The sequence below is a fragment of the Vibrio sp. YT-17 genome (assembly GCF_033337375.1).
Lineage (GTDB): Bacteria > Pseudomonadota > Gammaproteobacteria > Enterobacterales > Vibrionaceae > Vibrio > Vibrio alginolyticus.
In genome coordinates this window covers 91,895-115,638 of record NZ_JAWOQP010000008.1, presented here as the reverse complement: position 1 = coordinate 115,638, position 23,744 = coordinate 91,895, and the positions used below count along the sequence as shown (strand labels likewise).

Sequence of the window (23,744 nt, the reverse complement as noted above, 5' to 3'; positions counted from 1 at the left end):
TTATTCCTTCTTATGATACGAGTTTAGCAGTTAGGCGAGCTTGCCAACTGTATGGAAGTAACGAGATAAAACGTAAAATACTGGTAAATCTCGCTGGGAAATAGATATAGGTCTTGTTGGCGGCTAACTGCTTCCTGATAGAGTCCGACGCTTGCTGAGTAGAAATGATCATTGGCATTTCGAAGTCGTTTTTGTCAGTCAACGGCGTTTCAACAAAACCAGGAAACACCGTTACCACTTTGATCCCTTTCTTTTTCAAGTCGACGGCGAGCGTGCGTGCAAAATAACTGACTGCCGCTTTGGATGCGCCGTAAGCTTCTGCACGAGGCAGTGCCACTTCTGATGCGATAGAGCCAACAATAACAATGCGGTGCCCTCTCTCTAAATGTACTTGGCAGCCTTCAACGCAGTTGGCAACACCGACAACATTTACGTTCATCACACGCGCCATGAGTTTCGCGTCGACCACTCCCTCATCCATGTACTCACAATCGCCTGCGTTAAAAACCCATGTGTTTGGCGTAAAGGGCAAATTAGAGAGCGCCTGCTGAGTTTCCTCATAATTTGTCACATCAAACTGCAATGTATGAATTTTGGTAGAAACTGCCTCCAGTTCTGCAAGAACATCTTGATTCCGACCACAAGCAATCACATTCCATTCTGAGGTCGCGTAATCTAGGGCAAGCTGTCTTCCTATTCCGGAGGTGGCGCCTGTGATTAAAATGGTGTTGTTCATTGTCCTAACCTCTGCTTGATGGTTTTAACGACTGAACCAAGTAATGGTAAATGCTCATAGAGCATCTCTCCGAGATCAAAATAGTCTCGGTGATAAATGACCTGACCTTCGCTAAATTTGAGGTGCGAAACACCATTGACGAGAATAGGCGCACCCTTCTGAAGTTTGGGATGCTGAAGGTCCATTGTCCAAGTTAGGAAGCCTGTATCTCCGACTTGTTGATGCTCATGGATTACAAAATCACAACTGATGACGTTGGCATATAATGAGGTGAAATAATCCGAAAGTGCTGGCCATCCTTCTAAACGATGCGCTGCGTCCTCAAATACTACATCTTGGTGATATATATCCTTAAGCAGATGTAAGTTCGCTTTGTTGAGCTTTTGATAGATATTGCCAACAGACTGTATGTCCATTTTTTACTCCTACACGCCCATTAAGTTGTACAAAATTATTATATGTACAAGATAGTTCATTCCTCCAAAGTTGTACAAAAATAATTTTGTATAACTTTATTTCTGTAAGTAGTACGTGATGAAGTTCGCACGCGATCAATCGGCGAAAAAAAAAAGGCTTGGTCAAAACCAAGCCTTTTCAGCAGATTAACAATTATTTAAGTAGGAACAATTAGTATTGCTGGCCTCGCAACGCTGCAATACGTTTATCTAGCGGAGGGTGGCTCATTAGTAGCTCAGTCAGCGACTGCTTGCCATTGATACCAAACGCCATCATGGTGCCATCCAGTTGAGATTCATGACTCACCTTCAAACGCTCTAGAGCCGCAATCATTTTTTCTTTGCCAACGAGGCGCGCAGCACCTGCGTCCGCGTGGAATTCGCGATGACGGCTGTACCACATAGTCAAGAAGCTAGCTAGGAAACCAAATACCAGTTCAAGCACCATGGATACGCCAAAGTAAACCATCATATTTGTACCTTGGCCTTCTTCATCATCGTTCGATGCCACGATATTGGCAATAAAGCGTGATAGGAAGATAACAAACGTGTTCACGACACCTTGCATCAACGTCATCGTGACCATATCACCATTTGCAATATGGCTCACTTCGTGTGCAAGTACTGCCTCTGCCTCATCACGAGTCATATTGTGTAAAAGACCAGTAGAAACTGCGACAAGAGAGTCATCTCGTTTTGCACCTGTCGCAAATGCATTGATATCTGGTGAATCATAAATAGCCACCGTTGGCATACCAATACCCACTTGTTGAGCTTGACGACCCACAGTTTCGACTAACCAATGCTCCGTTTCGTTGCGCGGGCTTTCAATGACCATACCACCAACCGAGCGTAGCGCCATACCCTTTGACATCATCAACGAAATAAATGCGCCACCAAAACCAAATACAGCAGCCATTACAAGTAAACCTGACAGACTGCCTGGTTGCATTCCAGTTACAGCGTAAACAATATTCAGAACAACACTAAGCACTAGCACGACAGCTAGGTTAGTTGCTAGGAATAACATAATTCGCTTCATTACTTTTCTCCGAGGAAGCTTATCGTTTTTTTAAAACGGATTGTTATAAGGAACAAATGGTAATCGCTATAAAAGCCAATTCCGTTGATTTTCATGTTCCGTGCGTTATAGATATAGTCTATCCGCGATAAAAACAAGGTTAAGCAATAAATTGCAACATTTGTTTTCGGGACTGAAATATTTGATTCAAGCGATTTCAAAACATGCTTTGGTAGGAGCTGGAACCTCCGTTCATATACATTTATCAAAATGATAAAATAAGCTCTGAGCTACCCATCATCTATTGATAGATGATCTTGGTGTTAAATCTATCACCTCTTAGCAACTTAGCTAGAAATTTTTTAATAGACCAAAAACAGTACGTTAGCTCTGCTATAGACTTTGGTCTTATTGTGCGGCTACATGGACATGCTAAATTCGAATGAGATGAACAAAACAGAGCCACTCTAAGTACATTGCAAAAAGTGCATTGGGTGAGCTCAAAAACTCCATGTATTGAGGGAAAAACCATGGTAGAAACTAACGACTATCAAATGGCTATTGATTTACTGCGTTGTCACCTAGGCATCTCAGAGGACGAGGCAAAGCAACAACTTGGTATTTCAACCGATCATCATATGTCTCAGCGTGTTGCAGAAACACAACAAGCATTGATGGGGCTCAGCCAAGATAAGTAATCTGACTTTTTAGGTTACACCAACAAGAAAGGGCTGCATTGCGCAGCCCTTTGGTTTTTTAGTCTTTTACCCTAAACACCATTAGTCAGTGTTTAGCAACGGCTCTAAATTAATGTACTTGCCTAGCTCTTTGCGTTTAGCACTTGGAATATATGGAATTTCCCCAAGCTTAGGTGCATCGATACGTGCTTCTAGCATCTCGATAATGTCAGCGTAGTGCTCTGTGCCTGGGTTGACGCGGTTTGCCACCCAGCCAACAAGATTCAAACCATCCGCTTTAATACTCTCCGCTGTGAGTAAAGCGTGGCTCAAACAGCCTAATTTAATGCCAACCACCAGTACAACAGGTAACTGCTCTTCTTTTACCCATGTAGATAAACAGTCCGTATCGGATACTGGCACACGCCAGCCTCCAGCACCTTCAACGAGAACAACATCGGCTTGCTGCTTATGTTGAGCCAGTTTTTGACTCAGAACATCGTAACTTATTTCGACATGTTCATGCTTCGCTGCAATGTGGGGAGAAGCAGGCAACTCTAAAGCGTATGGGTTCACATCATCATAGGCCACATCGAGTGTTGCGACGTCTTGTAAGTGTAAAGCATCAGAGTTGCGCCATCCCGCTTCAGTCTTGTCACTCCCTGCTGCCACTGGCTTATAACCAATAGTGTTTAGTCCTTTTGCTGCGATCGCTTGCAAAATGGCTTTAGACGCTACCGTCTTTCCAACATCAGTATCCGTACCAGCAATAAAAAAAGCATCAATCATAGATGTATTACTCCAAAACAAACCTGATAACTTGCAGGTAGAAGACCTTGATCGTTTTTAAACGCTTGGTACGCATGCTCAACTTTTAACAAAGTCTCGCGACTAGTTAAACCGTGTGAGCGCCCGCTTACGTGATTTGCACCTATACCTTTGAGGTCACGCATAACTGAAAATGCAGAGTCGTACCAAACTGTGATGGTGGTCAAGTCTAGTTGATGGCTGTCACATCGAGATTGCGCTAACGCAATTTTTACCTGATTGAGCGTTAGAAAGTTATTGACGTGTTGATATGCATCAATTTTTTCCCATGATGCACGCAGCTCATACAGTGATCCATCAACCAGTGTAGAGAACCACGCTTTCCCACCATTTTTTAGCACGCGGCGCACTTCTTTTAGTGGGTAACTTAAATCTGTACACCATTGCAGCGCTAAACTTGAAAACACGTAATCGAAGCTATCATCGTCAAATGGTAAGTTTTCAGCATCAGCAACTTGGTAATGCATTCGTACTGCACCACAACGCTGCTCTGCTTTATCTAACATGGCTTGAGAGATATCGCCGCAGACTACTTCCGCACCGCGTTGTTGAAGTAGTTGGGAGAAATAACCCGTGCCACAACCTAAATCCAATACACGTTTTCCCGTCAAGTTTTCAGGAAGTTTATCAAGCAGCTGATGCCCGACATCACGTTGAAAAGCCGCATGTTTATCGTATGTTTCTGCTGCTTTACCAAACGAAGAGGCAATCGCGTCTTTATCTTGATGGAAACTCTCTAACGCGAGCGTTTGCGCTAATGCGGTAGTTGCATTATCCATTACAGCGCTCCTAATGCTTGCTTCAATGCGATTGAAAGCGTTTTAACTTGTTCATTAGTGTGATTGGCAGTGAGTGTTATTCGAAGACGAGACGTTCCTTTAGGCACCGTCGGAGGGCGAATAGCAGTCACCCAAATACCGTTTTGGCGACAAGCACCTGCTACTCGCAAAGCCAATTCAGATTCACCAATCAAAAAGGGCTTAATCGAAGTTTGAGTCTCAACAAACCCCTCAAGGCCGCTAAGGCTATCTCGATACACTTCACTAAGCTCAGAGAGCTTTTCACGTCGCCAAGACTGCTCTTGAACCATCGAGACTGCATGAGTCAACGCATACGCTTGTGCTGGCGGTATCGCCGTGGAATACACATGGTGACGAGCAAACTGAGTTAAAAAGTCCCCCGTTGCGTGGTCACATAAAATAGCTGCGCCAGACGTACCAAACGCTTTACCGAAGGTAACGACCAATAACTCAGGCTTAACCGCGGCATGCTCGCAAGAGCCACCACCGGATTGACCAAGAACGCCAATACCATGAGCGTCATCGACAGCAAGCCAAGCATCATGACTTCGAGTGACTTCAGCTATATCGCTGAGCGGCGCACAGTCGCCGTCCATGCTGAATACCCCTTCAGTCACAACTAGATGGTTGTCTTCGCTATTAATCAGCGACTTTAGGTGCTCGATGTCATTGTGTTTGAAGCGCTTCATCTTAGCTGGTGACAACGCCCCCGCTTCCATCAGTGAGGCATGGTTCAAACGGTCTTGGATCAATACGTCTGATTTTTCCAACAAGGTGAACAACAAGGCTTGATTAGCACTGAATCCAGAACCAAACAGAATTGCTCTGTCGTAACCCAACCATTCGGTCAGTGCGGCTTCTAAATTGCTGTGCGCGGCACTAAAGCCAGTCACCATCGGTGATGCCCCACTACCACTGCCGTATACACTCAAACCTTGCTGCCAAGCACGAACAAGCGCTTGGTCATTGGCCAATCCCAAATAATCATTACTTGAGAAATTAATGTAGCGTCTACCTTCGTGTTCCAAAACGGACTGGTTACCGGCAAACACCACATTCATAGAACGATTCAACCCTTGCGTTTTACGCTCAGCAAGGGCGGACTCGATACGAGATTTAAACGCTGGCATCGTAGAAAAGGTCGTCTTTTGTTGGACGAGCAGCAACACGCTCTACGACGCGATCGAGTAACTCATTTTCTTCGATTTCATCAGGTTTTTGAGACACCTCTTGGCTGTTAATGCCGAGCTTATTGAACAACATCATGTCTTTGTCTTCAGAAGGGTTTGGCGTGGTCAGCAGTTTGCAGCCATAGAAGACGGAGTTTGCACCCGCCATAAAACACAGCGCTTGCATTTGTTCGTTCATGTTTTCACGGCCAGCGGATAAACGAACGGCTGACTGAGGCATCATGATTCGTGCAATCGCAATCAGGCGAATGAAATCGAATGGCTCAACATCATCCACTTCTTCCAGTGGTGTGCCCTTTACCTTCACGAGCATGTTGATTGGAACGCTTTCAGGGTGTACCGGCAAGTTAGCCAGTTCAACCAACAAACCAGCTCGGTCGTTTGCACTTTCACCCATGCCGATGATGCCACCGGAACAGATCTTCATGCCAGCATCACGCACGTGAGACAAAGTATCTAAACGGTCTTGGTAAGTCCGTGTGGTAATGATGTTGCCGTAGAACTCAGGTGAGGTATCTAGGTTGTGGTTGTAGTAATCCAGACCTGCGGTTGCCAATTGCTTTGCTTGATCTGGTGTCAACATACCTAATGTCATACACGTTTCTAAACCCATGCCCTTCACACCTTTGATCATGTCAGTCAAATACGGCATGTCACGCTCTTTAGGGTTTTTCCATGCAGCGCCCATACAGAAACGAGTAGAACCAGCATTTTTGGCTTTTTGCGCAGCATCGAGTACGCGTTCTACTTCCATCAGACGCTCTTTTTCGATGTCTGTGGTGTAACGAGCACTCTGAGGACAGTACTTACAATCTTCTGGACAAGCACCTGTCTTAATCGACAGAAGCGTGCTTACTTGAACATGGTTGGTTTGTTGATATTGACGATGTACAAGCTGCGCTTCGAATAGGAGATCCATGAATGGTTTTTCCATGAGATCGCGCACTTCAGCATGCGTCCAGTTATGACGAACTTCCACGTGTATTCCTTTAGTCACTTTTGTTGTTGTGTTGACAGTCTACTGAGTCTCGATAAACTGTCAACACAACACAAAAGAACAAAGTTTACATCTGTTTATTTTTTAACCTCAATTATTATTGGAATCGCACATGGATCTCGCCTTCGACCGCCAGCATATCTGGCATCCCTACACTTCGACATTGACACCTCTGACCTGCTACCCAGTAGCATCGGCAAATGGTGTTCACATTAAATTGGAAGACGGTACTGAGCTGGTCGACGGCATGTCTTCTTGGTGGTCGACGATCCACGGCTACAACCATCCGCATTTAAATCAAGCCGCTCACCAGCAAATCGATCAGGTCTCTCACGTGATGTTTGGCGGGATTACCCACCAGCCAGCAATCAGTTTGTGTAAGAAGTTGCTATCCCTAACCCCAAGTAATCTTGAAAATGTATTCCTTGCCGATTCAGGCTCCGTTGCCGTAGAAGTCAGCTTAAAAATGGCACTGCAATATTGGCATGCAAAAGGCGAACGCCGACCGAAGTTTCTTACTTTGCGACACGGTTATCACGGCGATACGTTTGCGGCGATGTCGGTTACCGATCCCGATAACTCAATGCACTCTCTCTACAAAGGCTTTTTGCCTGAGCATATCTTTGCGGAGTCACCAACTTGTGGTTATTGGGATGAATGGAAGCCAGAAGACCTCACCGACTTCGAGCACAAGATTGAGACGCACCATAAAGAACTTGCTGCGGTGATCCTAGAGCCTATCGTTCAAGGCGCAGGCGGCATGCGTATCTACCATCCAGAGTTTCTCAAAGGCGTGCGTAGGCTTTGCGACAAATACGGCTTGTTATTGATTGCAGATGAGATCGCAACCGGATTTGGGCGTACCGGTAAATTGTTTGCCTGCGAACATGCAGACATTCAGCCAGATATTTTGTGTGTCGGGAAAGCACTCACTGGAGGCTACATGACCCTCTCTGCAACTCTGGCGAGCAAACACGTTGCGGATACCGTTTGTGGTGGTGATGCAGGTTGTTTTATGCATGGCCCAACGTTTATGGGTAACCCACTTGCCTGTGCTGTTGCAACTGCAAGTTTGGAATTGATTGAGCAAGGTAACTGGCAACAGCAAACCCAACAAATCGAAGCGTTGTTTTCTGAGTTACTACCAAAACTTGAAGAATACGACTTGGTGAAAAACACCCGTTGGTTGGGCGCTATTGGCGTAGTGGAAACGTATCGCCCTGTGAATATGGAAACCATCCAAGCCTTGTTTGTTGAACACGGAGTGTGGATTCGTCCATTTGGCAAACTGATTTATATGATGCCGCCGTTCATCAGCAAGCCAGAAGATATTGAAAAGTTAGTGAATGCGATTGATGCTGCGTTACAACGTAAAGACTGCTTCGCTTCATAGTTCAATTGAACATGAAAACGGTTTGAGTATGAGACTCAAACCGTCTCGTTATTTATTAGAGCAGTAAAGTTATCGGAGTTGACTGTCTTTACTCGCTCGTCTATTGAACAATGCTTGGCGTTGAGACACCAATTCGATTGTTGACTGACATTCGATACACAAACGAACGCCTTTCATAGCAAAACGACGTGCTTCTGGGATCTCATCACCACACTCATCGCAATAATGGGCGCTTTCACCCCTTGCGATACTGCCACGAACACGGGAAATCTCGTCGTCTATTGTGTTTTGAATTTGTTGGCTGACGCTATCGTCATTGGCCCACCCTACGGCCATAAGCCCTCCTCGTTACTTGAATGAGAAAATCTACTTACCGTGGTAAGGTGGATGATTATATCGATTACAAATAACAAGATAATTAGGGTAAATTCGAAAACACTATTGCAGCTTAGTAATAATCAATTTTCACTCGACGCAGATAACAAAAAACCCAGCACTAAGGCTGGGTTTTGGTGTTCTAGTGGTTAATGAATTAACCGATGTGCGTTGCGCCCGCCATGTACTTCTGAAGTACTGTAGGGATTGCAATGCGGCCGTCTGCTTCTTGGTTGTTTTCTAGGATAGCAACCATTGTACGACCTACAGCAAGACCAGAACCGTTTAGCGTGTGTACAAGCTCAGGTTTCTTCTCGCCTTTACGACGGAAACGTGCTTGCATACGACGAGCTTGGAAATCCCACATGTTAGAACATGAAGAAATTTCACGGTAAGTTTCTTGAGCAGGAACCCAAACTTCTAGGTCGTAAGTCTTACGAGCGCCGAAGCCCATGTCACCTGTACATAGAACCACTTTACGGTAAGGAAGCTCTAGAAGTTGTAGAACTTTCTCAGCGTGACCTGTTAGCTCTTCTAGTGCGTTCATTGAATCTTCTGGCTTAGTGATTTGTACTAGCTCAACTTTGTCGAACTGGTGCATACGGATCAGACCACGAGTATCACGACCGTAAGAACCTGCTTCTGAGCGGAAACATGGCGTGTGCGCTGTCATCTTAATTGGTAGATCCGCTTCGTCAGAAATCGTGTCACGAACTAGGTTCGTTACAGGTACTTCTGCAGTAGGGATTAGAGACAGTTTACGTGGCTCTTCGTCGTTTACTTTTTCTACTAGCGGCTCAGTGTGGAAAAGATCTTTACCAAACTTAGGAAGCTGACCAGTACCGAATAGGCTGTCAGAGTTTACTAGGTAAGGTACGTACATTTCTGTGTAGCCGTGCTCTTCAGTGTGAAGATCTAGCATAAACTGAGCGATTGCACGGTGTAGACGAGCGAATTGGCCTTTCATCACGATGAAACGTGCGCCAGTGATCTTAACTGCACTTGCGAAGTCTAGACCGTCGCCCATTTCGCCTAGGTCAACGTGATCTTTCAGTTCGAAGTCGTAAGACTTTGGCTCACCCCAACGAGAGATTTCAACGTTGTCGTTTTCATCTTTGCCATCTGGCACTTCATCTGCTGGGATGTTTGGTACAGAAAGCGTGAATTCGTCTAGTTGAGCCATTACTTGCTCAAGTTCAACTTTCTTCGCATCAAGATCGCTACCTAGAGTACCGATTTGTTTCTTGATTTCTTCTGCGCCTTCTTTGTCGCCAGCCGCCATTTTTTGGCCGATCTGCTTGGAGATGGAGTTACGCGTGGATTGTAAATTTTCTACTTCTACTTGAATGGACTTACGTTGTTCTTCAAGTTTACGAATAGTATCTACGTCTAGCTTAAAGCCACGACGCGCCAGTTTAGCAGCTGTTTCATCCAGCTCTGTACGAAGTAATTTAGAATCCAGCATTGTTAATCCTATGCTTTTTGTTGTGAAATCACGCGCACTTTCCAAGCGTACGCGTTAAAAAAATTTACTGAACAAATGTATCCAAAAACGCCTACTTTTCATAGCGCTTTTGTGGGCTATTTGCGTCTAAAGTAGCCAAGTAATCTAACTTTTCGCCGATTTTGGTCTCTAGACCACGATTTGTCGGCTGATAGTACCTACGATCGCCCATTTCAGGTGGCAAATATTGCTCACCCGCAGCGTAAGCGCCAGGCTCATCGTGAGCATAACGATACTCTGCACCGTAACCCATGTCTTTCATCAAACTGGTTGGTGCATTTCGAAGGTGATGCGGCACTTCATATTCAGGTAAGTTATGAGCGTCTGTGAGCGCTTGTTTCCATGCCACGTAAACAGCATTACTTTTTGGCGCACACGCTAAGTACACGATCGCCTGTGCAATCGCACGTTCACCTTCTGCTGGACCAACTCGGGTAAAGCAATCCCAAGCAGACAGTGCCACTTGCATTGCGCGAGGGTCAGCATTACCTACATCTTCAGAAGCGATCGCCAATAAGCGTCGAGCAATATACAAAGGGTCACAACCAGCAGCAATCATACGTGCAGCCCAGTAAAGCGCCGCATCCGGGTTTGAACCACGAATGGATTTGTGGACCGCAGAGATTAAGTCGTACCAGATATCACCTTTGTTATCAAAGCGAGAGACCTTCTCCCCTGCTACTTCCGCAAGCAACTTAAGCGTGATCTCTTTTTCACCCTGCGCATTGTCTTCTGCCATGTCGTAGAGCAGTTCAAGGTAATTGAGAGACATACGAGCATCACCGTTTACCAGTTCTGCTAGGCGGTCTAATACGTTATCAGCGAAATGTGCGGGTGTATTGCCCAAGCCACGCTCTTTGTCACTGATCGCTTGATTCAGCGCCAGTGAGATTTCATCTTTATCGAGAGACGTTAGCTTGTAGACACGTGCACGTGACAGCAATGCGTTGTTTAACTCAAACGATGGGTTTTCTGTCGTCGCACCAATAAAGGTAACCGTGCCATCTTCGATATGCGGTAAAAACGCGTCTTGTTGAGATTTGTTGAAGCGATGCACCTCATCCACAAATAAGATGGTGCGGCGGCCCGCCATTTTGTTCTCACGTGCTTTCTCGATTGCAGCACGGATTTCTTTCACACCAGACGTTACGGCAGACACACGCTCTACTTCAGCATTGGCGTAGTTTGCAGCCACTTCCGCTAATGTCGTTTTGCCTGTGCCTGGTGGTCCCCAAAGGATCATAGAGTGAATGTGACCCGCCTCTAGCGCACGGCGCAGTGGCTTACCAGGGCCTAAAATGTGCTGCTGTCCAATGTATTGCTCGATTGTTTCCGGTCTCATACGAGCAGCAAGGGGACGAAAATCTTCGTCCCCCGAGAAATCTAATGTGTAATTACTCACTACCAATTAATTCCTTTGGTCATCCACATCCACACCTTTTGGAATTGTGAATGTGAATCTGTCTGCTTTTGGTTTACCCAGCTTCACGTTGTTAAAGGTGAACAAACCTTTTTGACCGTCTTGCTCAACCACGTTGAAGCCTTTCACGACACCTTTGGCATCAATATTAATCTGGAATTGACCTTGTGTGGAGTCTACTGCGGTAGGAATGAGAGTGAACTGGTCACCTTTTTGAGATATTTTGTAGTTATTCCAATCACTTGCTCGGTTACGCGTTAGCAAAACAAATGGCGTTTGCTCTGTTGCTTGCTCTTGCCAGTAGATACTCACTTGCTCGATGAATGGACTGTAGTACCACAATGTCTTACCGTCAGAGACCAGTAGGTTCTCATCAGGAAATGTTGTACTCCAACGGAACAGGCTTGGGCGGGCAATTTCAACCGTACCTTCTCCTTCCATAACCGTTTCGCCTTCAGGGCTGATAACCTGCTGAGAGAAATCTGCACTAAAGCCATCATTCATAGAAAGGCGTTTGTTTAATTCATCTTTAGGAGATGCTGCGTGTGCAGTAGAGAAGAGGGAAAAGCTTAAAACAAGCGCGGAGAAAAGTTTCGCTGAAAATAGTTTTTTCATTCAGATACCTATTATTAGAACCACTCACCTCAGTTGGACTGAGGTGAGTAACACAAGTTCATTAATCTTTTGGTGGCGCAGGTGCCAGTACTTCACGGTTACCGTTATGACCCGGAGCACTTACGATGCCCTGCGCTTCAAGCTGCTCTACAATACGGGCGGCACGGTTGTAACCTATCTTAAATCGGCGCTGAACACCGGAAACCGAACCTCGACGTGATTGAACCACGTGCTCAACAACTTGATCGAAGAGCGGGTCTACATCTTCATCCGCTTCCATTTGCTCACCTGGCAATAGACTTTCTGGAGTTTGATCTCCACTGATGATCTCTTCAATGTAGTTCGGTTTACCACGCGCTTTCCAGTTGTTTACAACAGCATGAACATCATCATCTGATGCAAATGCACCGTGAACACGAGTTGTATGACTTGATCCCGGCGGTAGATACAACATATCACCCATACCAAGTAGTGATTCTGCGCCGCCTTGATCTAGGATTGTACGAGAGTCCGTTTTAGTCGATACCGTAAACGCAACACGAGTTGGAATGTTCGCTTTAATTAGACCGGTAATAACGTCAACCGATGGACGCTGAGTCGCAAGAATTAAGTGAATACCTGCCGCACGCGCTTTTTGCGCCAAGCGAGCAATCAGTTCTTCAACTTTCTTACCTACCACCATCATCAGGTCAGCAAATTCGTCAACAACAACGACGATGTAAGGCAGCTTTTCTAGCAATGGCGGTTCAGTATCCATGCTGTCGCCTTCCTGCCAGAACGGGTCATGGATTGGGTGGCCCGCTTCTGCTGCCATCTTCAATTTTTCGTTGAAGCCCTTCACATTACGTACACCTAATGCCGACATCAATTTGTAACGACGTTCCATCTCGCCCACACACCAACGTAGAGCGTTTGATGCGTCTTTCATATCAGTCACAACTTCAGAAAGAAGATGAGGGATACCTTCATAAATAGAAAGCTCTAGCATTTTCGGGTCAATCATGATGAAGCGTACATCTTCTGGACCTGCTTTATACAGCATGCTCAAAATCATCACGTTCACACCCACCGACTTACCAGAACCTGTTGTACCTGCTACTAACACGTGAGGCATCTTCGCAAGATCTGCCACCACAGCTTCGCCCGCAATGTCTTGACCTAACACAACCGTTGTTGGTGACGTTGCTTGCTCAAACTGAGGGCTACTGATGACATCAGATAAATAGACCGTCTGACGACTCATATTTGGCAGTTCCAAACCGATGTAAGGCTTGCCAGGGATTACTTCCACAACACGTACCGCCATCGCAGACAATGCACGCGCTAAGTCAGTTGAAAGACCAGAAATACGACTTACTTTCACCCCCGGCGCCAAATCAAGCTCAAAACGAGTGATCACTGGACCAGGATAAATACCAACCACATCGGCTTTGATTTTGTAGTCAGCGAGTTTGCTCTCTACCAATCGAGCGACCTGCTCTAGCGCATCACGGTCGATAAAGTTTTCACGTTTTTCTGGATGATAAAGCAACTCGAGCGTTGGGAGTGGCTCTTCCGGAACTGGCAAGTTTTCTTCTTTCTGTACCAAAAATGGGTTCTGTGTTGCAGCGACTTTGGCTTGTGCATTGGAAACCATATCTTGGAATGCGGTAACGTCTTGGTCGTTGTCTTGGACCTCTTCTACTTCCACTTTTTGAGGAGCAGGTTCAAATGTTGTTGAAGGTGTTGCTGCTTGCTGATGAGGCGTTGTTGGCTGTACTTGCTGCGCAGGCTGAGACTCCACTTCGTCTTCATCATCTAACACATCAAAGTCAGAGATCGTAGGCTCAATATGTTGGCTCGACTCTGTTTGCGCCGTGATGCTATCTAATACAGCAGAATCAATTGCACGCTCTTCATGTACAGGATGCTCAATACTTGGCTGCTGTACTTGCTCTGCTTCAAATTGTTCGTACTGCGCATAATCTGGTTCAACACTGATCGGTTCTTCTGTAGCTGTATGTTGCTCGACATAGGAAGAGTAAGTGTCTGCAAATGATGGGGCTGCCTGCTCTTCAGTTCCCCAGTCATCTGCTTGTTGCGCCGCTGCTTCAAGCTCTTCTATCGTAACATTCAGTTGCTTGGTGCGTTCCAAGAGCGGATCAACGTTATCAGTGTTAACCGTATGGATAGGTTGTATTTGAGGCTCAGGTTCAGAATAAACTGGCGCAGCATTAACCGTAGCCTTGCGTTGTGGTGGCGTCGGTTCTACCATCGCCTGTTCCGCAGGCTTATCAGGTTTCGCTTGCGGCATATAAATAGGATACTCATGCGCTGGCGCCGGCTCTTTCGGTTCATCGACATCGTATGCCGTTAAATGAGGAAGCGGCTCATCATCAATTTCATGGTCTACATTGTGTTTAGGCGTAGAGACTTTGTCTTCTACAAACTCATCAAGCTGAGGTTCTAAAACTTCCTGCTCTGAACCTCTTGCCTTATTTGCAAGCGCGGCAATTAGTGCTAACGCACGATCACCAAGCCATTCCACGATGTTAAGCCATGAGATGCCAGTGAAGAGCGTAAAGCCCGCTCCCCACAAGAACAGCAATACCAATGTGGTACCGAGTACATTCAATGTAGGTAAAGCGAGACTAGACAACACATCCCCGACCACACCTCCGGATGAAAAATACCAAATGTCATCAAAATTAATATCGGCAAGACCGCAACTGGTCATAATAAGGACGACCAGACCGAGCAGCCTTGTACCCCATAGCATGAAATCAATGGGCTCATCTTCTCCTCGTTTACGGCAAATCACCCATGCAGCCGCCGCTAGCAAGAAAGGGATTGGGTAAGCGAGAGAGCCAAATGTGAAGAATAGAGTATCGGCTAGCCAAGCGCCGAAAAGGCCACCAGCATTATCGATATCCCCTCCCCATGCGGTTTGGGACCAAGAAGGATCGGCCGGACTGAAGGTAAATAGTGCAACCGCAAGCAATACCGAGCTAAGAACGCCAACGATAAAGCAGCACTCTTTTAAGCGTTGGAAGCCATTTAAGCGTGAAGACTGGGGCTCTTCACTGGTTTTGATAATGGTTTCGACTTTCTTTGCGTTCTCTTTGAACATAAATCAACTTGAATATGGAAATGAAATAGGAAATTGCAAAACATTCCGAGCGGCATCAAGCCGCTCGGTAAATTGATTTAACCATATCAAGGAGAAAAACCCAATTACTCTCTGGCGAAAGCGGAAGCATATACCGCTTTCTTTGCAAGAAATTAACGAGTTTTGATCACAAGCTGGTTAGATTGTTTCACTTCTTCCATAACAACGTATGTGCGAGTGTCATTTACGCCAGGTAGACGTAGTAACGTATCGCCCAATAGTCGGCGGTAAGCACCCATATCTGATACACGGGTTTTAAGAAGATAGTCAAAGTCACCTGAAACAAGATGACACTCTTGTATGTCGTCTAGCTTTTGAACAGCTGAGTTAAACTGCTCAAACACATCCGGCGCACCACGGTTTAGCGTAATCTCAACGAATACTAATAGTGATGCATCCAGGAACTGCGGATTCAATAATGCAGTATACCCTGTGATATAACCCTGACGCTCTAAGCGACGTACACGCTCCAAACATGGCGTTGGAGAAAGTCCCACACGTTTTGAAAGCTCAACGTTTGAAATACGACCGTCTTTCTGCAGCTCATTAAGAATGTTGCGGTCGATACGGTCTAGTTCCTTGGACGGCTTTTTATAGTTGTCTGCCATTTTTTATTCCACCTTATTACTTCCTTGCAAAAAAATATACTACAACTTTTTAATATTTGGTGCCAAATTTTACAAATCTATAACTATACTAGTTATTAATTCGACAATAACACCCTACTAACAGTTAATACAACCATTATAGAAAGAGGATACAGGATGATCATTGGCGTACCTAAGGAAATCAAGAATCACGAATATCGTGTTGGTATGATCCCAGCTAGCGTGAGAGAACTCATCTCACATGGTCACCAAGTTTTAGTTGAGACCAATGCAGGTGCCGGCATTGGTTTTTCAGACGATGATTACATCGCTGTCGGCGCATCCATTCTCCCTCATGCTGCTGACGTATTTGCGCAAGCAGACATGATTGTAAAAGTAAAAGAACCCCAAGCAGTAGAGAGAGCAATGCTCCGCGAAGGGCAAATTTTATTTACTTATTTACACCTAGCACCAGATTTTCCACAAACTGATGAGCTAATCAAGAGCAAAGCTGTCTGTATAGCCTATGAGACTGTAACAGATAATATGGGTCGTTTGCCACTGTTAGCACCAATGTCAGAAGTGGCAGGTCGGATGTCTATCCAAGCTGGCGCGCAAACGTTGGAAAAATCGCACGGCGGTCGTGGTCTACTCCTAGGCGGCGTACCTGGTGTTGAACCTGCAAAAGTCGTTATCGTTGGTGGTGGCGTTGTTGGTGCAAACGCTGCTCGTATGGCGGTTGGCCTTCGCGCTGACGTCACTATTCTAGACCGTAACGTAGACACACTTCGTAAGCTTGACGAAGAATTCCAAGGTCGCGCAAAAGTGGTTTATTCTACTGAAGACGCTATCGAGAAGCATGTTCTAGAAGCGGACCTTGTTATCGGTGCCGTTCTAATTCCTGGCGCAGCAGCACCTAAACTGGTCACTAAAGAGCACATTGCTAAGATGAAGCCTGGTGCGGCAGTGGTTGACGTGGCAATTGACCAAGGCGGTTGTTTCGAAACTTCGCACGCGACAACTCACGCAGATCCAACTTACATCGTTGATGAAGTGGTTCACTACTGTGTAGCAAATATGCCTGGCGCAGTTGCTCGCACTTCAACATTTGCACTCAACAACGCTACACTTCCATACATCGTGAAGTTAGCAAATAAAGGCTACCGCGAAGCACTTCTAGAAGACAAAGGCTTCCTTGAAGGTCTAAACGTTATTCACGGAAAAGTAACGTGTAAAGAAGTAGCAGAAAGCTTTGACTTGGAATACGTTGAACCTACTCAAGCTATCGCTATGTTCAATTAATGACAAAATAAAACATAACTTGTCACGTTTTGTTTACAAAAGCCCACGCATAAGTGGGCTTTTTCATATAGAGCGTTTGGCTATAAAGAATAACTAAATCTTATATGCACAAATTAAAATATTTCTAGGCGTGACCGATTTAGGGCAAAACTCTGACAATCTAACACGGTAACCACGTTCTTCAAGATAAAGCACTTTGTCTAATGCGAGCCAGATCTCCAACGGACGTTGAAAAACAAGTTGCACTAAGCTCATTCTCTCCATTTGCCAGAAGCGTTGTTCGCTTAACTTTTCAAAATGAGAGAAATCGATTTCTTGAGGAAGAATAATGCCTTTTTGCTCCGCTGCCCAGCGACAGAACAATTCAAAACCATCACTTAATTGCGACTTACGGATACTCGGCACAGGCTGATACTCTGCCATTCCCAAAGCTTGTCGCGTGATCAAATCAAACCCAAGACGAAACATCATTTCCTGCTGACGATGACGACGCACGCGCTCTCCTCCCGTCACCGTTTGTTGTAATGGGATACGCAGTTCTTGCTTAGATAATGAGAGAGAAGAAGCCCTGCCCGATTCCGACATCGGCTGGTATTGTTCCGACTGAATCAAGTGGTAACAACAAGGTGATATGGTCATCGCAGCAATCCCATTTTCACTGCCGTACTGCATTAGACGAACGTGAAGGTCACCGCATGCATGCAGTGCTACTGCGTGTTGCGTTGGCTTAAACACGGCTTTCGCTTTGCTATCAAACGCGTCGCCTTGAATAAACGTCATCTTCCAATGATGTTCATTGGCTGCTTGTTGCCCCGAATCGCACAGTGCTTGTTGGTATTCAAAGCTGGTTACAGGCTGATCGGTTTGCGTTGTCAGGATTCGCCCCAAGTAACCTTTACCTGAGCACCATTCTAGCCATTCTTCGCCACAGTGTTGTTGAATTGCAGCTTCACCCATCGAGCTAATTTGCTCCAACTTACGTCCCGGAATACCGTTATCTAAACCACGAGCGAGTTCCAAGCCGTTTAACGACAAAAGCTCTAAATGAGTCAGTTCTGCGAGTTGTTCAAGCTCAGGCAAAAACGGACTAAGTGCTTTTAACGCGAGTTCTGGTGCTGCTTTGTATTCTTCGATTTGAGAGGGAGTAAGAGACGCTAGCCATTGGCACAGTCGAGGATGTTGCTCCTGCCAAGGTAATGATGTGTGAATGCTGCTTTTAAAAGGCTCGAATCGCCACAAAGATTGGTTTTCGATTAAGAAGTCATTAATAAATTGAAATTGCGTTTTCATAGCTCCCCCTACAACGAGCGCATTGTAGAGGGAATCGAAACATCAATGAAGTGTTATCTCACCGGAAGCTCGATGTCTTTAAACATCTCTTCGATTTCTGCATTAGACTTCAACGAAATCGCCTGCTCAACCACTGGACGCGTTAAGTGCGGTGCAAAACGCTCCATAAAATCGAACATGTAAGAGCGTAAGAATGTACCACGGCGGAAGCCGATGCTCGTGGTGCTCGCGCCAAACAAATGGCTCGCATCTATTGCAACCAAGTCACCGTCCTGCTCTTCATCGACAGCCATGCTTGCAATCACACCCACACCAATACCCATACGAACGTAAGTTTTAATGACGTCTGCATCAGTTGCAGTGAACACCACTCGCGGGGTTAAACCTTCGCGGTTGAATGCTGTATCCAGCTCTGAACGGCCAGTGAAACCGAACACGTAAGTGACTAATGGGTAAGCGGCAAGATCACTGATCGTTACTTTGTCTTTCTTCGCTAGTGGGTGGTCTTTAGGCACAACTATTGAACGATTCCAGTGATAACAAGGCAGCATGATGGCATCTTGATATAAGTGAAGAGCTTCTGTCGCAATCGCAAAATTCGCTGTGCCTTTAGCTATCGCCTCAGACATTTGTGACGGTGTACCTTGGTGCATGTGTAACGACACTTTTGGATAACGAGAAGTAAAACCTTTGATGACATCTGGCAGTGCATAACGAGCCTGCGTATGTGTCGTGGTGATATTCAGCGTCCCCATTTCTGGATGGGTGTGCTCTCCAGCCACCGCTTTGATACTTTCTACACGAGCGAGAATTTCTTGAGAGATACGTACAATTTCTTCTCCAGCTGGCGTCACTTGCGTTAAGTGCTTACCGCTACGTTCAAAAATCTGAATGCCTAACTCGTCTTCCAGCAACCGAACCTGTTTACTGATACCTGGCTGAGAGGTATATAAGCTTTCCGCCGTTGCAGATACATTCAGATTATGGTTTACAACCTCAACAATATACTTCAGCTGCTGCAGTTTCATCGTAATCCCTTACTTATTCATGAGAGAGTTTATTGGCCACTCAAGCGAGCGATATAATAATTAGTTATAACGCGTTCAAATCGAAATGAACAGCAATTTCTAACTTATACCTCAATCACATACAAATAATCTTCAAGCAAGAAACAATATGCACAAAGTTGAGCCAATAAATGACCGAAGTTCTATGATGTGACTTCTATCAGTAACTAAAACGTGGGAGAGACAAAATAATCAAACAAATAAGGTGCCGAGTAAGATAAGATTCATGTATTCTTTAACGCTAGCCGCAGAAAAGTAAAGCAGACGCAAAGATATGAATATTGGTTTAATAATCGCTTTGGTAGCCATCCTACTGGTGTTAATCCTAGGCTATAACATTATGTTGCAATATAAGGTTAAAGTTGAAACCGCAAAAAGGCAGGAATCAGCGCGATATGTAGCCTTGATAGATGGTACTGAAGAGTTGATTGGTCATGCACACCATATCCCTTTTAGTAAAGAGCTGTTGCTGTGTCTAAACAATCGTATTCTTGACGCGCTAGAGAGCATGCATGAGCTGGACCCGAAGAACAAGCAACTTGCTCAACGTATCGAAAATATGAAGCAGCAGATTACGCAGCTAAAAGAGAATGGTCCTACTGGCGAGAGTACCACTTTCAAGATGCCGAGTAGTGATAAACAAGCTATCGTCATGCTTAAGCTGGTTAAACGACTTCGCGACACTATCCGTAACGAGCACAACAAAGGCCGATTGGATACCCAGACTTACGTCACGGAAAATGCGCGCTTGGAAACGATGCAAATTCGCATCAACATTGAAAATGTCATCAAAAGAGCAAACGACTCTATCGCTCGTGGCCAACCAGGCACCGCGCTTCAACTGCTGCGTAAAGGTATCGATGCTTTGAGCACTAAGAGCGATCCTTATTCTATTCAAGCTAAACAAAAGCTTGAAGAGATGTTAGGTGACTTAGATAAAAAACGCCAAGATAAAAGCGATGCCGAAATGCAGCAGATTGCTGACAAAGAGCGTGACAATGACATGGAAGCACTCTTCGGCGAGAAGAAAAAGTGGTAACATTCACTTCAGGTCAAGAAAGGCTGCAATTGCAGCCTTTTTTCTATCCGTAAGACAACGGATATGCCCAATAAAAATGTGAAGTACTAAAACTAAAATGATGAATCTAGACGCCTATCAAGATCTTCTTGCTCCCATTAACCAATTTCTGCAATGCAGTACACCTGATGAATGGGTAGAGGAAGCAAAGAAACCAGAGAACCTTCAAACCATTTTGTTAGACCACCTACTGTGCGAACTAAAAGCTGGCCAATCTGCCATGTTTTTAATTCGTAAGTATGCCGTTGACCAATCCAGTTCACATGCTCTACTTGACTGGTTTAAGCCCTACGAAGATTTTGCTTACCGTAACGTAGGCTCATTGGAAACTTTAAAAGGCAAGAGCAATATTTCTAAGTCAATCATGGCTAAGTCCGACTCACCATACAGCCAAGATTTGATCGATAAGATGGTGCTTTTGATAAAAGAGGAGTTACACCACTTTTATCAAGTTTTAGAGATCATGGAAAGTCGTGGAATTGAGTATAAAAATATTCCAGCAAGTCGCTATGCTAAAGGACTGATTTCGCATATGAAGACTCATGAGCCGGAAACGCTGATCGATAAACTCATCATTGGTGCGTACATCGAAGCCCGATCTTGTGAGCGTTTTGCCAAACTAGCACCACATATGGATGACGATATCGCAAAGTTCTACATTTCTTTATTACGTTCAGAAGCACGCCATTACCAGGATTATCTTGTATTAGCGGAGCAAATCGCAGGCAAAGATATCAGCGAGCGCATCGCCTACTTTGGACGTATAGAGGCAGATTTAATTTCTACGCCAGATACAGATTTTAAGTTTCACAGTGGTATTCCAGCCTAGCGAGCATATTCTCCCAAGGTTGAGCATACTCTGAACTTATATAGACAGAGAATAAATAAGCCGGACATTTCGTCCGGCTTATTTATTGTAGCAATGAGGTTAGGAATAAAGCTGAAACACAACAACTAGAGCTGGAATGAACCCATTCGAGTTTTCAAGTTGTGCGCTAGGCTACTAATCTGCTGACAAGCCACAGCCGTTTGTGAAGCTCCCTCAGCCATCTCTGTTGAAGCACTATTAATATGCTCCACACTGCGATTCAGCTCTTCGGATACAGAATTCTGCTCACTGCACGCCGTTGCGATTTGTGTGCTCATTTGCGCTATGTTATCGACAGAATGTTCAATTTCTTTTATCTGGCTATCAGCATCATTAACTTGCTCAACACACTGAGAAATACCCTCCTGACAATCACGGCTTGAATGCCCTATTTTACTGCTGCTCTCTTGTAGCTGATTAACAATTTCCACAATTTGTGAAGTGGAGTCTTGAGTGCGTTGCGCCAGAGAACGAACCTCATCTGCCACAACAGCAAACCCACGTCCTTGTTCACCAGCCCGAGCGGCTTCAATTGCGGCGTTCAGTGCTAACAAGTTTGTTTGCTCGGCAATCCCGCGGATCACATCGACGACCACATTGATATTGTTTGAGCTCGATTCAAGCTCACGTGCCAGTTCATCTGATTCTTGGATCGTATGTGATACACGCTCAATTACTGCGATAGTTTGTTGTAACGTCACCGTTCCTTGCTTTGCCACTTCCGCAGCCGAATAAGCAGAGGTTGCGCCAACTTCGGTATTTTGTGCCACTTCACTTACAGCAGCTTGCATTTCTGTCATCGCAGAAGCCACCGAGCTAAGTTCAATTTGTTGATTTTGCATACCAGAAGCGGTCTGAGAAGAAATAGCACTCACTTCCTCTACTGCTGCCGTTAGCTGAATCGTTGAGTCATTAATCTCAGAAACCAACGAATGTAAGTTTGTTTGCATACCGACAAGCTCTTTGAGCAGCGTTCCTAACTCGTCTTTGCTCAATTCGCTTTCGTCGATTTGATTATTCAATTGACCCTTGGCGATTTTGGAAGCGAATTCCAGTGCTCGATCAACAGGCCCGCAGATGACTCGAGAAAGCAACATGGCAGACATTACCATGACCAATGCGACGACAAGCGCACCAACAGCAGCGCTGTATTGTGTAAATGCCGCTTCACTTTGTACTTCTTCGCCAATCAAATTCACCAACTCATCGTTCAACGCGAGGGTATCATCCAAGCTGCTCAACGCTTTTGAGTAGGTATCGAAACTTGATAAAATTACATCATTTGCACTTTCAGCATCGCCTTGGCTTAGCAATACGTTGTAAGTCTTCGTTTCTTTGATGTATTGATTCCAAGTTTCTTTAAAAACGCTAAAGGACTGCGTTTCACGCTTATTAAGGTCGAGCTTTTCGTATTCTGCAATACCAGCCTGCACATCAGAACGCCATTGGTCGAGGCCTTTTAACCACTCACCAATTTTGGGGTGATTTGCGTTTGGCAATAAAGAGAACTCATCTTTACGCACTTTAGTAATATCAACTTGGATACCTTTCAAAATCGCAACAGAAGGTAAACTTTTATCTGTTAGCACTGAGATGTCTTTATTCAGTGTTAACAAACCTTGCACCAACATTACTGACACTAAACCAAACACGGCAAAAACGGTTAAATAACTAACCGATATTTTCTTTACGACACTTAAGTCTTTAATACGCATGCACTTTCTCCCCGCAGCCTTTCCAAACCTCTCACTTAAGTGAAAGCTTAACCTCTAAAACGCACTGTTTTTTGCGCTCGATATCATTGAACGCTCTTATATACATCGGCTTGAGAGATCAAATCTTGACCAGTAATTGATAGTTTTATCACATGCTATTTTAAAGATAGGCTCGTATGCTCCGTATTGTGTCTACATCTTTTCATGAGCGCTTCTCGGCGCAGATCCAAGATCTCATCGATGAGCTTTTCTTTCGCGTTTATCCCAAAATGCTGGGCATAATTTTTTACTTTTGCTATCTCATTAGGCTGCAAGCGGTACACCTCTTTCTTTAAACGCGCTTCTGCTTCACTTCTAATCAGACCTTGCTCTTGTAACAATTTAATGATGGTTTCATCGGTTGGATTTACTGCTCTAGCCATGGTGCTCCATCTATCAATTTGAGTTCTAGCCATATGGCTAGATGAATGACGCCGCACAACTTATAGAGCAAAGATGACAGCTTGATTGCAGTGAATGCAATTCGTTGACTGTTGGTATTATTTTCCACCGCTTCAACGGCAACACACTCAATACCTCCACCCTCACCATTGAATAAAGATCACATTCTGATAACAATTTTCAGCACTGACTTAGATGTCATCCATATTTAACGTGCAAGTAACATTTATAAACAAG

The 23,744-nt window shown here is 45.0% G+C and carries 22 protein-coding genes; 5 read left to right on the top strand and 17 right to left on the bottom strand.

Annotation, left to right across the window (positions count from 1 at the left end; translation table 11 throughout):
* Positions 1-10: 10 nt before the first annotated feature.
* The 3 genes from R7F67_RS09995 to htpX all read right to left on the bottom strand — a co-directional run bounded on the left by R7F67_RS09995 (position 11) and on the right by htpX (position 2,233).
* Positions 11-736, bottom strand: a complete 726-nt coding sequence (locus R7F67_RS09995) for an SDR family oxidoreductase (protein ID WP_318057165.1) — start codon at positions 734-736, stop codon at positions 11-13.
* Entirely contained in the window at positions 733-1,152 is a 420-nt protein-coding gene (locus R7F67_RS09990; protein ID WP_005378211.1) for a nuclear transport factor 2 family protein, read from the bottom strand. Before R7F67_RS09990 ends, R7F67_RS09995 begins: the two co-directional genes overlap by 4 nt.
* 211 nt (positions 1,153-1,363) lie before the next feature.
* Positions 1,364-2,233 carry a protease HtpX gene (gene htpX / locus R7F67_RS09985; RefSeq protein WP_005388085.1) on the bottom strand — a complete coding sequence of 290 codons (870 nt, stop codon included), beginning with the start codon at positions 2,231-2,233 and terminating at the stop codon, positions 1,364-1,366.
* 509 nt (positions 2,234-2,742) lie between these two features.
* Between htpX and R7F67_RS09980 the strand changes: the two genes are divergently transcribed.
* Entirely contained in the window at positions 2,743-2,910 is a 168-nt protein-coding gene (locus R7F67_RS09980; RefSeq protein ID WP_005378215.1) for a hypothetical protein, read from the top strand.
* 81 nt (positions 2,911-2,991) lie between these two features.
* Here R7F67_RS09980 and bioD read toward each other — a convergent pair whose 3' ends face one another.
* The 4 genes from bioD to bioB are packed head-to-tail and all read right to left on the bottom strand — an operon-like array spanning position 2,992 to position 6,686.
* Entirely contained in the window at positions 2,992-3,678 is a 687-nt protein-coding gene (bioD, locus tag R7F67_RS09975) for a dethiobiotin synthase (protein WP_318057164.1), read from the bottom strand.
* Complete coding sequence (gene bioC / locus R7F67_RS09970; protein WP_005388087.1) at positions 3,675-4,496, bottom strand: malonyl-ACP O-methyltransferase BioC; 822 nt, start codon at positions 4,494-4,496, stop codon at positions 3,675-3,677. The genes bioD and bioC overlap by 4 nt, the downstream gene beginning before the upstream one ends.
* The gene (gene bioF / locus R7F67_RS09965; RefSeq protein WP_017634394.1) at positions 4,496-5,647 is read right to left on the bottom strand and encodes an 8-amino-7-oxononanoate synthase; all 1,152 of its coding nucleotides are present in this window, start codon (positions 5,645-5,647) and stop codon (positions 4,496-4,498) included. Before bioF ends, bioC begins: the two co-directional genes overlap by 1 nt.
* A complete protein-coding gene (gene bioB / locus R7F67_RS09960) occupies positions 5,634-6,686 on the bottom strand; it encodes a biotin synthase BioB (protein WP_199437335.1) in 1,053 nt (350 codons plus the stop codon). Before bioB ends, bioF begins: the two co-directional genes overlap by 14 nt.
* Before the next feature lie 130 nt (positions 6,687-6,816).
* Here bioB and bioA point away from each other — a divergent pair, with 130 nt between their 5' ends.
* Entirely contained in the window at positions 6,817-8,097 is a 1,281-nt protein-coding gene (gene bioA / locus R7F67_RS09955) for an adenosylmethionine--8-amino-7-oxononanoate transaminase (protein ID WP_017634395.1), read from the top strand.
* Positions 8,098-8,166: 69 nt separating this feature from the next.
* Here bioA and R7F67_RS09950 read toward each other — a convergent pair whose 3' ends face one another.
* The 6 genes from R7F67_RS09950 to lrp all read right to left on the bottom strand — a co-directional run bounded on the left by R7F67_RS09950 (position 8,167) and on the right by lrp (position 15,767).
* Positions 8,167-8,433 carry a DksA/TraR family C4-type zinc finger protein gene (locus R7F67_RS09950; protein WP_017634396.1) on the bottom strand — a complete coding sequence of 89 codons (267 nt, stop codon included), beginning with the start codon at positions 8,431-8,433 and terminating at the stop codon, positions 8,167-8,169.
* 196 nt (positions 8,434-8,629) lie between these two features.
* Complete coding sequence (gene serS, locus R7F67_RS09945) at positions 8,630-9,937, bottom strand: serine--tRNA ligase (protein ID WP_005437179.1); 1,308 nt, start codon at positions 9,935-9,937, stop codon at positions 8,630-8,632.
* Positions 9,938-10,028: 91 nt separating this feature from the next.
* On the bottom strand, positions 10,029-11,384 hold the full coding sequence (locus R7F67_RS09940) for a replication-associated recombination protein A (protein ID WP_038889531.1): 1,356 nt from the start codon (positions 11,382-11,384) through the stop codon (positions 10,029-10,031).
* Positions 11,385-12,011: an outer membrane lipoprotein chaperone LolA gene (gene lolA, locus R7F67_RS09935; protein ID WP_017634949.1), complete on the bottom strand. Its 627-nt coding sequence runs from the start codon at positions 12,009-12,011 to the stop codon at positions 11,385-11,387.
* A gap of 61 nt (positions 12,012-12,072) precedes the next feature.
* Positions 12,073-15,120, bottom strand: a complete 3,048-nt coding sequence (locus R7F67_RS09930; protein WP_258475635.1) for a DNA translocase FtsK 4TM domain-containing protein — start codon at positions 15,118-15,120, stop codon at positions 12,073-12,075.
* A 152-nt stretch (positions 15,121-15,272) separates the two neighbouring features.
* The gene (lrp, locus tag R7F67_RS09925) at positions 15,273-15,767 is read right to left on the bottom strand and encodes a leucine-responsive transcriptional regulator Lrp (protein WP_005378234.1); all 495 of its coding nucleotides are present in this window, start codon (positions 15,765-15,767) and stop codon (positions 15,273-15,275) included.
* A gap of 156 nt (positions 15,768-15,923) precedes the next feature.
* On the opposite strand from lrp, the gene ald reads away from it, so the two are divergent.
* Entirely contained in the window at positions 15,924-17,048 is a 1,125-nt protein-coding gene (gene ald / locus R7F67_RS09920; RefSeq protein ID WP_005378241.1) for an alanine dehydrogenase, read from the top strand.
* A 93-nt stretch (positions 17,049-17,141) separates the two neighbouring features.
* Here ald and R7F67_RS09915 read toward each other — a convergent pair whose 3' ends face one another.
* Both R7F67_RS09915 and cysB read right to left on the bottom strand, forming a co-directional pair.
* Complete coding sequence (locus R7F67_RS09915) at positions 17,142-18,338, bottom strand: SAM-dependent methyltransferase (protein WP_258475634.1); 1,197 nt, start codon at positions 18,336-18,338, stop codon at positions 17,142-17,144.
* Between the two features lie 53 nt (positions 18,339-18,391).
* Entirely contained in the window at positions 18,392-19,366 is a 975-nt protein-coding gene (gene cysB / locus R7F67_RS09910) for an HTH-type transcriptional regulator CysB (protein WP_005388967.1), read from the bottom strand.
* Between the two features lie 313 nt (positions 19,367-19,679).
* On the opposite strand from cysB, the gene R7F67_RS09905 reads away from it, so the two are divergent.
* Together R7F67_RS09905 and miaE are read left to right on the top strand one after the other, a co-directional pair.
* Positions 19,680-20,444, top strand: a complete 765-nt coding sequence (locus R7F67_RS09905) for a hypothetical protein (RefSeq protein WP_005378247.1) — start codon at positions 19,680-19,682, stop codon at positions 20,442-20,444.
* A gap of 97 nt (positions 20,445-20,541) precedes the next feature.
* Entirely contained in the window at positions 20,542-21,312 is a 771-nt protein-coding gene (gene miaE / locus R7F67_RS09900) for a tRNA isopentenyl-2-thiomethyl-A-37 hydroxylase MiaE (protein ID WP_005388968.1), read from the top strand.
* A gap of 125 nt (positions 21,313-21,437) precedes the next feature.
* Here miaE and R7F67_RS09895 read toward each other — a convergent pair whose 3' ends face one another.
* Both R7F67_RS09895 and R7F67_RS09890 read right to left on the bottom strand, forming a co-directional pair.
* Entirely contained in the window at positions 21,438-23,066 is a 1,629-nt protein-coding gene (locus R7F67_RS09895; protein WP_017634953.1) for a methyl-accepting chemotaxis protein, read from the bottom strand.
* A gap of 155 nt (positions 23,067-23,221) precedes the next feature.
* A complete protein-coding gene (locus R7F67_RS09890; protein ID WP_005388970.1) occupies positions 23,222-23,488 on the bottom strand; it encodes a hypothetical protein in 267 nt (88 codons plus the stop codon).
* Between the last annotated feature and the right edge of the window lie 256 nt (positions 23,489-23,744).

Excerpts from the sequence above, each read along its gene's own strand:
- bioD (WP_318057164.1), bottom strand. The coding sequence starts at position 3,678 with ATGATTGATGCTTTTTTTATTGCTGGTACGGATACTGATGTTGGAAAG.
- lolA (WP_017634949.1), bottom strand. The coding sequence starts at position 12,011 with ATGAAAAAACTATTTTCAGCGAAACTTTTCTCCGCGCTTGTTTTAAGC.
- R7F67_RS09995 (WP_318057165.1), bottom strand. The coding sequence starts at position 736 with ATGAACAACACCATTTTAATCACAGGCGCCACCTCCGGAATAGGAAGA.
- R7F67_RS09890 (WP_005388970.1), bottom strand. The coding sequence starts at position 23,488 with ATGGCTAGAGCAGTAAATCCAACCGATGAAACCATCATTAAATTGTTA.
- cysB (WP_005388967.1), bottom strand. The coding sequence starts at position 19,366 with ATGAAACTGCAGCAGCTGAAGTATATTGTTGAGGTTGTAAACCATAAT.
- bioA (WP_017634395.1), top strand. The coding sequence starts at position 6,817 with ATGGATCTCGCCTTCGACCGCCAGCATATCTGGCATCCCTACACTTCG.
- R7F67_RS09990 (WP_005378211.1), bottom strand. The coding sequence starts at position 1,152 with ATGGACATACAGTCTGTTGGCAATATCTATCAAAAGCTCAACAAAGCG.
- bioF (WP_017634394.1), bottom strand. The coding sequence starts at position 5,647 with ATGCCAGCGTTTAAATCTCGTATCGAGTCCGCCCTTGCTGAGCGTAAA.
- htpX (WP_005388085.1), bottom strand. The coding sequence starts at position 2,233 with ATGAAGCGAATTATGTTATTCCTAGCAACTAACCTAGCTGTCGTGCTA.
- R7F67_RS09930 (WP_258475635.1), bottom strand. The coding sequence starts at position 15,120 with ATGTTCAAAGAGAACGCAAAGAAAGTCGAAACCATTATCAAAACCAGT.
- serS (WP_005437179.1), bottom strand. The coding sequence starts at position 9,937 with ATGCTGGATTCTAAATTACTTCGTACAGAGCTGGATGAAACAGCTGCT.
- R7F67_RS09915 (WP_258475634.1), bottom strand. The coding sequence starts at position 18,338 with ATGAAAACGCAATTTCAATTTATTAATGACTTCTTAATCGAAAACCAA.
- R7F67_RS09980 (WP_005378215.1), top strand. The coding sequence starts at position 2,743 with ATGGTAGAAACTAACGACTATCAAATGGCTATTGATTTACTGCGTTGT.
- R7F67_RS09895 (WP_017634953.1), bottom strand. The coding sequence starts at position 23,066 with ATGCGTATTAAAGACTTAAGTGTCGTAAAGAAAATATCGGTTAGTTAT.
- R7F67_RS09950 (WP_017634396.1), bottom strand. The coding sequence starts at position 8,433 with ATGGCCGTAGGGTGGGCCAATGACGATAGCGTCAGCCAACAAATTCAA.
- bioC (WP_005388087.1), bottom strand. The coding sequence starts at position 4,496 with ATGGATAATGCAACTACCGCATTAGCGCAAACGCTCGCGTTAGAGAGT.
- miaE (WP_005388968.1), top strand. The coding sequence starts at position 20,542 with ATGATGAATCTAGACGCCTATCAAGATCTTCTTGCTCCCATTAACCAA.
- R7F67_RS09905 (WP_005378247.1), top strand. The coding sequence starts at position 19,680 with ATGAATATTGGTTTAATAATCGCTTTGGTAGCCATCCTACTGGTGTTA.
- lrp (WP_005378234.1), bottom strand. The coding sequence starts at position 15,767 with ATGGCAGACAACTATAAAAAGCCGTCCAAGGAACTAGACCGTATCGAC.
- ald (WP_005378241.1), top strand. The coding sequence starts at position 15,924 with ATGATCATTGGCGTACCTAAGGAAATCAAGAATCACGAATATCGTGTT.